Here is a 211-nt window from a genome sequence, read left to right as displayed (position 1 = left end):
CCGGCGGCTGGACGAGCGCGACCGGCTCCTCCTCCGGCGCCTGGTCAGGGGCCTGTTCGAGGATGATGTGGGCGTTGGTGCCGCTGAGGCCGAAGGAGGAGACGCCGGCGCGGCGCGGTCGGCCGGTCTCCGGCCAGGACGTGGACTCGGTGAGCAGTTCGACAGCACCGGCCGACCAGTCGACGTGCGGCGACGGCTCGTCCACGTGCAG

1 protein-coding gene is annotated in these 211 nt (G+C 73.5%); it reads right to left on the bottom strand.

Features of this window, described 5'->3' with window-relative positions:
- On the bottom strand, positions 1-211 hold a 211-nt coding region (locus GT045_RS03245), incomplete at both ends, for a ketoacyl-synthetase C-terminal extension domain-containing protein (protein ID WP_161333235.1).

It is taken from the genome of Streptomyces sp. SID486, assembly GCF_009865385.1.
Classification (GTDB): Bacteria; Actinomycetota; Actinomycetes; order Streptomycetales; family Streptomycetaceae; genus Streptomyces.
This window is presented reverse-complemented; position numbering and strand designations above follow the sequence as displayed.